We start from the raw sequence: 9192 nt of genomic DNA, 5'->3' as shown, positions 1-9192 counted from the left end.
AGTGGCGGCTCTTGTCAACTTGCGCTATCGCTGTATTTAGGAAAGATGTCTATTATAAACATAACATTCAGCCCTCTTTTTTAGTGAGATACAGCTCTTCAACCTGCTTTCTAGCCCACTCGGTCTTCCTTAAAAACGTCAAGCTCGATTTGATGCTGGGGTCGTTATTAAAACACCGAATATCGATCAACCTGCCCAGTTCGGCCCAGCCGTAATCCGCTACCAGCTCGGTAAGCATCCTTTCCAAAGTAACGCCGTGCAGTGGATTTCCCGGTTGTTTGTCACTCATAGCCTAATCTTCATGCTCATAACGTCGTTGTATCGCTTCATCTCGCGCATCATTGATTTCCCGCATGATGCTGCGAACATCGGCGACTTTATTACTGGCCTTGAAACGGCCGGTCAATTCGACTTGCGGAGTCAAATCACCTGTCTCATAGAGTTTCCAAATCTCTTTGCCATACTCGGTAGCAAGCAGTTCGGGAGCAAAGCGGCCAAAATAATCGGCCAAATTGTCAACGTCGCGCTCCAGCATTCTGGCGGCATTATTGTTCGCCGCCGCATCAACCGCCTGAGGCAGATCGATGATGACCGGGCCGTTGGCATCTACCAGGATGTTGTATTCGGAAAGGTCGCCATGCACCAGTCCGGCACAAAGCATCCTGACCACTTCCTTAATCAGCAAGCCGTGATATTCAAGGGCTTGCTCCCGGCTCAATTCAAGATCGTTCAATCTGGGCGCGGCGCTGCCATGTTCGTCAGTCACCAACTCCATCAACAATACACCCTCGACGAAGTTGTACGGCTGCGGAACGCGCACACCGGCGGCGGCAAGGCGGTATAGCGCATCGACTTCGGCATTTTGCCAAACCTCTTCCTGCTGCTGCCGCCCAAACCGGCTGTTTTTTTCCATCGCGCGCGCCTGACGGCTGTTTCGCACCTTGCGACCTTCCTGATACTGGGCCTGCTTGTGGAAACCGCGTTTGTTAACATCTTTATAGACTTTAGCGCAGCGTATCTGGCCTTCGGAAAGAACAACGTAGACAGCAGCCTCTTTACCGCTCTTTAACGGACGGATAACCTCGTCGACAAGGCCATCCCGCACCAATGGTTCAATACTTTTTGGAGTTTTCATAGCCGCCCTTATACGCTGCCCTGGTAAAAATTAAAAATATTAGCGACGTTTTTCTTCGACATAGATTTGATCCGGTAATTCTAATGTTTATATTTTAGTTTATTTTGTGGTATTGACGTCACGGGTGAGCAATTTGCCTTCAGTTTGCAACCAGGACAAAACTCCCTCCCCTGCAACACGCCCGCTGGCAAAACAGGCGGTTAACAAATAGCCACCGGTCGGCGCTTCCCAATCCAGCATCTCACCGGCGCAGAATACGCCCGGCATCGAACGTATCATTAACCGTTCATCGACTGCTGCAAAGGTAACGCCGCCCGCACTGCTGATAGCCTCATCAATCGGTCTGGCCGCGACCAGCTTAACCGGCAACGCCTTGATCGTTTCGCAAAGACGAATCGGGTCATCAAAATCTTGTTTCGACAAAACTTCCCTCAACAAGCCGATCTTTAAGCTATCAATGCCGATCCGCTTACGGAGATGATTTACCACTGTGTTCTTGCCGCGCGGCTTTGAAACGCTGCCGATCAGAAACCGTTTGTCCTTACCGGGAGCAAGATCGAGATAAATCAACGCTGTTCCCGATGCCGTAATCTGATCACGCAACAGTGCGGACATCTTATAAATCAAGCTGCCTTCAACGCCATCCGCAGTGACGACCAACTCGCCCAGTTGACAAAACTCATCGCCGACCGAATTGACAAAAGACGCCTGCACTGATTTCAAAGGCTGTCCGGCAAAACGATTGCTAAAAAACTCGCTCCAACCTACGTCAAACCCGCAGTTTGACGGCTGTAGCGGAGCGACCGAAACACCTTTTTGAGCCAGCAGCGGCGCCCAAGCGCCTGTAGAGCCAAGTCGCGCCCAGCTACCGCCGCCTAAAGCCAGCACCACGGCATCGGCCCTGACTTTCACTTCACCGTCAGGGGTTAAAAAATGCAGGCCCCCATCATCCCAGCCTAGCCATTGATGGCGCATATAAAAACTGACAGCGTTTACACGCAATCGGTGCAACCATGCGCGCAATAAAGGCGCGGCCTTCATATCGACAGGAAATACTTTGCCTGACGAACCGATAAACGTTTCAATACCTAAATCCCGCACCCATGCTCGTAAAGCCTCAGGGCCAAACGTATCGAGCATCGGTTTGATATTGGCTCGACCAGAGCCGTAACGAGATAAGAACTTATCGAAAGACTCGGAATGTGTAATATTCATTCCGCCCTTCCCTGCCATCAAAAATTTCCGTCCCACGGAAGGCATTGCATCGTAAAGATCAACCTTCACACCCGCTTGGCTTAAAACTTCCGCAGCCATGAGTCCGGCAGGGCCGCCGCCGATAATTGCAACGGCTTGGTGGTTATCTTGGTTCCTTTCCGCCAGGCTTATCAATCTATTACTGATTGTCTTACTCTCTATAATTAAATTGATTTATTGCTATTTAAAGACTATCCGCATAACAAACAACAGCTATTATACAATACCATTTTGCCCTTGAATTCATAAAAAAACCGCTATCCACTCAAAAAACCAAATGAATCCCGCCAATTCCAATATTTTTAAAAACATACCGGAGCAATTACCGGAAGAACTGTTCGAATGCATTTTCAAGCGGGAGAATATTCAAATTGAACGCATTGTATCCCAAGGCCATATTACTCCGGCAGGACAATGGTACGATCAGGATTGGGATGAATGGGTCATACTGCTTCAGGGACAGGCCATTATTCTTTACGAAAAAGACCGGCAGACCTTTCATTTGAATGCCGGCGACTATTTACTGATCCCTGCACATACCAAGCACCGGGTTGAATGGACTCTGCCTGACCTCCACACCCTCTGGATGGCTGTTCATTTACATTAAACAGAGCTTTATCGAGTCTGCGTTGCCCGTCCATTTACATATTTTACACAGCCTGACACATACATTATTTAACTTGATTTTGAGTCTATTTTTATACTTTTTTCAGGGTGGATGAAATAGATTAATCGCATTGTAATAAATTCGTCAAAAAGCGAAGTTATACTTTGGGGCTATGAAAAAAACCAAAATTGAAAAACATAAGCTTCTACTTCGGCATCTAACCCTTGATGATTACGATAATATTGCGATTTTAATGGAGCATGTTTACGGTAATTTAGGCGGAGCCTGGAAAAAAGACCAGTATACGTCCCAGCTTACTCGCTTTCCTCAAGGGCAGATTGTCATTGAAGATAACGGAAAACTGGTCGCCGCAGCATTAAGTATGATTGTCGATTATGCCCGCTTCGGCGATGTCCATACCTACGCGCAAATTACCAGTAACGGTTACCTGACCCACCATGACCCGCACGGCGACACCTTGTACGGCGTTGATATTTTCGTCCATCCAAAGTATCGGGGACTGCGCTTAGGCCGAAGATTGTATGATGCGCGCAAAGAATTATGCCGAAACCTGAACCTGCGCCGCTTTATTGCCGGCGGACGCATTCCCGGCTATGCCAAATATGCCGACAACCTAACGCCGGTGCGCTATATCGAAGAAGTCAAAAACAGGGAAATTTATGACCCGGTACTTTCGTTTCAGTTGTTTAACGGCTTTCATGTCCGTAAAGTATTGACCGGCTATCTCCCTGTCGATGCTGACTCAAAAGGCTATGCGACGCTGCTTGAATGGGTCAATCTTGATTATGTAGAAAAAACGGCTTCACTTGGCGCGTCTAAAAGTGTCATCCGCTTAGGCGTTGTGCAATGGCAGATGCGAACGCTGACCAGCGTCGAAGAATTGCTCAAACACGCCGAATTTTTTATTGATGCGGTAGCCGGTTACCATGCCGATTTTGTGCTCTTTCCCGAGTACATGAGCGCGCCGCTGATGGGATTGTTTAATGATAAAAACCCTCCCGACGCCATTCGCGCGTTAGCCGGTTTTACCAGTGAAATCAGGAATGGCTTATTGGAAATGGCGATGTCTTACAATATCAATATTATTGCCGGTTCCATGCCCGAGTATAGCGCCCATGAACTCTATAATGTATCGTGGCTGCTCAGGCGCGACGGTACTTTCGAGGCTCAATACAAAATCCATGTCACCATTGATGAAGTCAGCTGCTGGGGCGTTCAAGGCGGCAATGCGTTGAAAGTGTTCGATACCGATTGCGGCAAAATCGCAGTATTAATCTGTTACGATTCCGAATTCCCCGAATTGGCACGCTTGGCAACCATGCAGGGCGCGCAAATCATTTTTGTGCCGTTCTGGACCGATACCAAAAATGCCTACCAACGGGTGCGTTATTGCTCACATGCCCGCGCCATTGAAAATGAATGTTTTGTGGCGATTACCGGCAGTGTCGGCAATTTACCCTATGCTGAAAATATGGACATCCAATACGCGCAAGCGGCCATTTTCAGCCCCAGTGACTTTTCATTTCCGCATGATGCGATATTAGCGGAAGCCACTCCAAACACCGAAATGACATTAATTGCCGATGTTAACCTGGATCTATTAAAGCAAGTCCGTACTCGCGGCGCTGCACGTAATCTTACTAATAGACGCCCGGATTTGTATCGTTTAGAGTGGTTCTAAATAAAATCCCAAGCAACAGTGACTCAAAGCAGCTGGGTTGTCCAACTAGGGAATTTATTCATTACTTAAATTTAATAATGCTACCCTAGGTTACTTATGACATCTCCTAAAACTGTTCTCGTCGTCGGCGGCGCCGGCTATATCGGCTCCCATATGGTCTGGCTACTCGGCCAAAAAGGCGTCAATGTCGTTACTCTCGACAATCTTTCCAGCGGACACCGTGACGCGGTATTGCATGGCCAATTCGTACACGGCGATATTGCCGACCGGCTGATACTCGATAAAGTGTTTCGCGAACACAAATTTGATGCTGTCATGCATTTCGCTTCGTTCATCCAGGTCGGTGAATCGATGCAGGACCCCGCCAAGTATTACCAAAATAACGTCGTCAACACCCTGAATCTGCTCAACGCAATGTGTACTTACGGCGTTGATAAATTCATTTTCTCATCGACCGCCGCCATCTTTGGCGAACCGGACTATACCCCTATCGATGAAGCCCATCCGAAACAGCCTATTAATCCCTACGGCTGGAGTAAACGGATGGTTGAGCAGGCCTTAGCCGATTACGACCACGCTTACGGTCTCAAATCCGTGTGCTTGCGTTACTTCAATGCGGCCGGAGCGCATCCTGCCGGCTTGCTTGGCGAGCGGCACGATCCCGAAACGCACCTGATCCCGCTGGTATTGCAGGCAGCCTCCGGCCGCCGTCCGCACATTACCGTTTTCGGGCGTGATTATGATACGCCGGACGGCACCTGCATCCGCGATTACATTCATATTCTTGATTTGGCCGAAGCGCATTGGCTGGCTCTGCAATATCTGCAATCAGGCAACGATTCTAACGCATTTAATCTGGGCAATGGCAACGGCTATTCCGTAGAGAACGTCATCCAGGCGGCCAGGCGAGTCACCGGCAAGACTATTTCAGTACAGGAAGGCCAACGCCGTGAAGGCGATCCCGCCCGGTTAGTGGCCAATGCCGATAAAATAAAGCAGGAATTGGGTTGGCAGCCTGCCTATGCGGACTTGGATGCGATAGTGGAGCACGCTTGGCGGTGGGAATATAACCACACGCCCGATTCACAAAGATCACATAAACTTCAAATACCACGCGCGGCGGCAATTACCGCTTGACCTAATGCCAAACCACCATCGTTCATCGGATAGCGTTGCGGCGACAGCACGGTAAGACCGTGCTGCTGCAATTGCCCGGTCACCGCTTCCAATAACAAGCGGTTTTGAAATACACCACCGCTGAGCACTATGTTATCAATACCTGTTTGGCGGCTAAGATCGTTCAAAAGCGCAACTGTAGCGACAACCAAGCTGTGGTGGATACGGGCGGCAATGCGAGCTTTATTAACACCTTGCTTAAGATCGGTCAGCACCGCCTGCCATAATCCTAGCCAGTTTAACACCGACAAGCCTTCGCTACGGTCGATTGCCCAAGCTTGCGGATAGGATTGCTCATCCGAAAACAACGGCGTCGCCAGAATTTCCAGCGCAATCGCAGCTTGACCTTCATACTGGACCTGTTCACTATGCAGGCCCAGTGCAGCGGCAAAAGCGTCGAACCAGCGGCCGCAAGAAGTGCTGGGCGGCGAATTGATATTTTTGCCGATCATCGTCGCTACGGTTGCAAGCGGTTTGCTCGCCAATAACTTGATAACGTCCAAATCGGCATAATCCTGTTGCAGCGATTGCCAGTCGAAATAATGCAGCAGTTGCGCATAAGTATTGCGCCAAGGTTCGCGCATGGCCTGCACGCCGCCGGGCAAAGCGATAGCCTGGAAATGGCCGAGTCGGGTGTAATGCTTATAATCGCCCAACAGAAATTCGCCTCCCCATAATCCGCCTTCATCACCCATACCCAAACCGTCGAAGATCGCGGCCAATACCGGCGGCGCATCCAGCGCGACACCATGTTCGGCCAGACAAGCGGCCAGATGGGCGTGATGATGCTGCACCGGTACTAAAAGCGCCGCTTCGGATTCGGCCAATAATTGGCCGTATTGCTTCGATAGATAGCCCGGATGATGATCGACCGCAACGTACTGGGGCTTGAATCCATACAATTGCTTGTACAAACCGATAGCATTGCGGTAATCGGCTTGAACAGCAGCATTTTCCAGGTCTCCGATATGCTGGGAAACGACAGCTTGGCCGTTTTTCAGCAAACAAAAACTGTTCTTAAGCTCCGCCCCCATTGCCAGAATATTACCGGCCTGCTCGAAACCGGGCGGCAATACCAATGCCTCCGGACTGTATCCGCGGGCCCGGCGCAGTATGCGCATATTGCCGGCCATCTCCCGCATTACCGAATCGTCCAGCCGATTGACGATGTCCCGGTCATGCAGCAGCAGATAATCGGCAATGCCTGTCAGCTTTTCCCGAGCCTCGTCGTTGTCCGTGCATTGCGGTTCGTCGCTGATATTGCCTGACGTCAGCACGATAGGCGTATCCAAATCCTGTAATAACAACGTGTGAAGCGGCGTATAAGGCAGCATGAAACCGAGCTTGTCATCGCCCGGCGCGACACCAGGTGCAAGCGTTAAACCATGCGCTGACAGCAGCACTATCGGCGCGGCTTTGTCGTGCAGAGCCTGCTTTTCCTGATCGTTCAGCATCGCATAGCGGACGATGGTTCCCACATCCCAGGCCATCAACGCAAACGGTTTGGCATAACGGCGCTTGCGTTCGCGCAGCCGGTTGACCGCATCCGCATCGGCCGCGTTGCAAGCCAGATGAAAACCGCCCAAGCCTTTAATTGCAATAATGTAGCCTTGGCGAATCAATTCGGCGGCCTGTTTTAGCGGGTCGATGCGATCCGGCGTCTGGCCGTGGCTATCTTCCAGCCAAACCTTGGGACCGCAGTCCGGACAGCAATTAGCTTGGGCATGGAAGCGACGGTCGGCAGGATCATCGTATTCCTGCTGACACTGCGGACACATCGCAAACTTCGACATGCTGGTATGACAGCGATCGTAAGGCACACGCCGGATAATCGACAGGCGTGGCCCGCAGTGGGTGCAATTGGTGAACGGATAGCGGTAGCGGCGGTTGCCGGGATCGGCGATTTCGGCAAGGCAATCAGGGCAAGTAGCTGCATCGGCAGCGATAGGCGTCTCTATACCATTTTGCCGGCTGGCGACGATGCGAAATTCCTCTCCATCTTGCTGTTCGCCCAGGGTTTGCACCTCCAGACTGTCAAGCTTAGCCAGTGGAGGAAGTTGCAGCGGTATCTGCCGAATGAAAGTCTCAAGGTCTTCGTTGCTGCCAAAGGCATGAATCATCACGCCCAGTCCGTCGTTCCAGACCTCGCCGGTCAATCGGTATTGCCGGGCCAGTCGCCAGATTGTCGGTCTGAAGCCTACGCCCTGGACAATGCCGCGAACCCGAATCGCCCTGCCGTGCATTAACAGATACGCGGCAACTGCTCGCCAACCGGCCAGTCGACAATACGGCGGCCGCCGAAAGCCGTGGTCATTTGCACGAAATGATGCTCGTCGGCAATCACATTGCCGATGATTGCTGCATCAAAGCCTAATGGATGTTGCCGCATCACCGCCAGCAACGATTCGGCAGCAGCGGCATTGCAGATGCAGACCAGCTTGCCTTCATTGGCGACGTACAACGGGTCCAAACCCAGAATTTCGCAGGCGGCTTTGACTTCGGACTTGATCGGAATCTGCGCCTCGTCGATAACCATGCCGACGCCGGATTGCTGCGCCAGCTCATTCAATGCGGTCGCCAAACCGCCTCGGGTCGGATCGCGCAAGCAACGGATGTCGGCAGGCGTGGCGGCGACCATGTCGGCGACCAGCGAATTGAGTGCTGCGGAGTCGGAAACAATCGTCGTGTCAAATTGCAGATTTTCCCGTCCGGCCATGATTGCAACGCCGTGATCGCCGATCGAGCCGCTGACTAAAATCGCACAACCCGGTTGCGCACGATTGCCGGAAATATTGACGTCTTCCGGCACAATGCCGACGCCGGTGGTGGTAATGAACACGCCGTCGCCCTTGCCTCGCTCAACCACTTTGGTATCGCCGGTAACGACAGGCGTACCGGCGCGTTTGGCGGCGGCTGCCATGCTGATGACGATTTTTTCCAGATCAGCCAGAGGAAAGCCTTCTTCCAGAATAAAGCCCACCGCCAGATACAGCGGCTTTGCACCGGACATAGCGACATCATTAACGGTGCCGTGCACCGCCAGTGAACCGATGTCGCCGCCCGGAAAAAACAACGGCGAAATGACATGGCCGTCGGTGCTGATCACTAGCCGCCCAGCAGGCACGGTAAACAGCGCTTGGTCGTTACGCTGCCGCAGCAAGTCGTTGTCGAAATGCTTGATAAATAACTCGTCGATCAGTTGTGCCATCGCGCGACCGCCACCGCCGTGGCTTAGGTCGACTTTACCGGTAGCTATATTTAATTTAATTGTATAAGAGTTGGGCATAGGAATGATTTTTGGTAACTGCTCAGCAAATG

General features: G+C 51.4%; 8 protein-coding genes. 3 read left to right on the top strand and 5 right to left on the bottom strand.

The window, feature by feature from the left end; all coding sequences use genetic code 11:
- Positions 1–67: 67 nt before the first annotated feature.
- The 3 genes from V7051_RS18710 to V7051_RS18700 form a co-directional block, all read right to left on the bottom strand.
- Positions 68–289: a VF530 family protein gene (locus V7051_RS18710; protein WP_333877406.1), complete on the bottom strand. Its 222-nt coding sequence runs from the start codon at positions 287–289 to the stop codon at positions 68–70.
- A gap of 3 nt (positions 290–292) precedes the next feature.
- A complete protein-coding gene (locus V7051_RS18705) occupies positions 293–1135 on the bottom strand; it encodes a PA4780 family RIO1-like protein kinase (RefSeq protein WP_333877408.1) in 843 nt (280 codons plus the stop codon).
- A gap of 99 nt (positions 1136–1234) precedes the next feature.
- The gene (locus V7051_RS18700) at positions 1235–2524 is read right to left on the bottom strand and encodes a TIGR03862 family flavoprotein (RefSeq protein WP_442919672.1); all 1290 of its coding nucleotides are present in this window, start codon (positions 2522–2524) and stop codon (positions 1235–1237) included.
- 142 nt (positions 2525–2666) lie between these two features.
- On the opposite strand from V7051_RS18700, the gene V7051_RS18695 reads away from it, so the two are divergent.
- The 3 genes from V7051_RS18695 (at position 2667) to galE (ending at position 5835) form a co-directional block, all read left to right on the top strand.
- On the top strand, positions 2667–2996 hold the full coding sequence (locus V7051_RS18695) for a cupin domain-containing protein (RefSeq protein ID WP_333877410.1): 330 nt from the start codon (positions 2667–2669) through the stop codon (positions 2994–2996).
- 172 nt (positions 2997–3168) lie between these two features.
- Positions 3169–4698, top strand: coding sequence for a bifunctional GNAT family N-acetyltransferase/carbon-nitrogen hydrolase family protein (locus V7051_RS18690; RefSeq protein WP_333877412.1), 1530 nt, complete (start codon positions 3169–3171; stop codon positions 4696–4698).
- 96 nt (positions 4699–4794) lie between these two features.
- Positions 4795–5835, top strand: coding sequence for a UDP-glucose 4-epimerase GalE (gene galE, locus V7051_RS18685; protein ID WP_333877414.1), 1041 nt, complete (start codon positions 4795–4797; stop codon positions 5833–5835).
- Here galE and hypF read toward each other — a convergent pair.
- Positions 5802–8117: a carbamoyltransferase HypF gene (gene hypF, locus V7051_RS18680; protein WP_333877415.1), complete on the bottom strand. Its 2316-nt coding sequence runs from the start codon at positions 8115–8117 to the stop codon at positions 5802–5804. The two genes, galE and hypF, sit on opposite strands and share 34 nt — an antisense overlap.
- Positions 8117–9160, bottom strand: coding sequence for a hydrogenase expression/formation protein HypE (gene hypE / locus V7051_RS18675; protein ID WP_333877417.1), 1044 nt, complete (start codon positions 9158–9160; stop codon positions 8117–8119). The genes hypF and hypE overlap by 1 nt, the downstream gene beginning before the upstream one ends.
- Positions 9161–9192 lie beyond the last annotated feature (32 nt).

Origin of the sequence: Methylobacter sp. (genome assembly GCF_036845245.1) — a bacterium.
In the GTDB taxonomy this organism is placed as follows: domain Bacteria; phylum Pseudomonadota; class Gammaproteobacteria; order Methylococcales; family Methylomonadaceae; genus Methylobacter_A.
The sequence above is the reverse complement of the archived record's forward strand: the minus strand, read 5'-3'. Positions and strand labels throughout refer to the sequence as shown.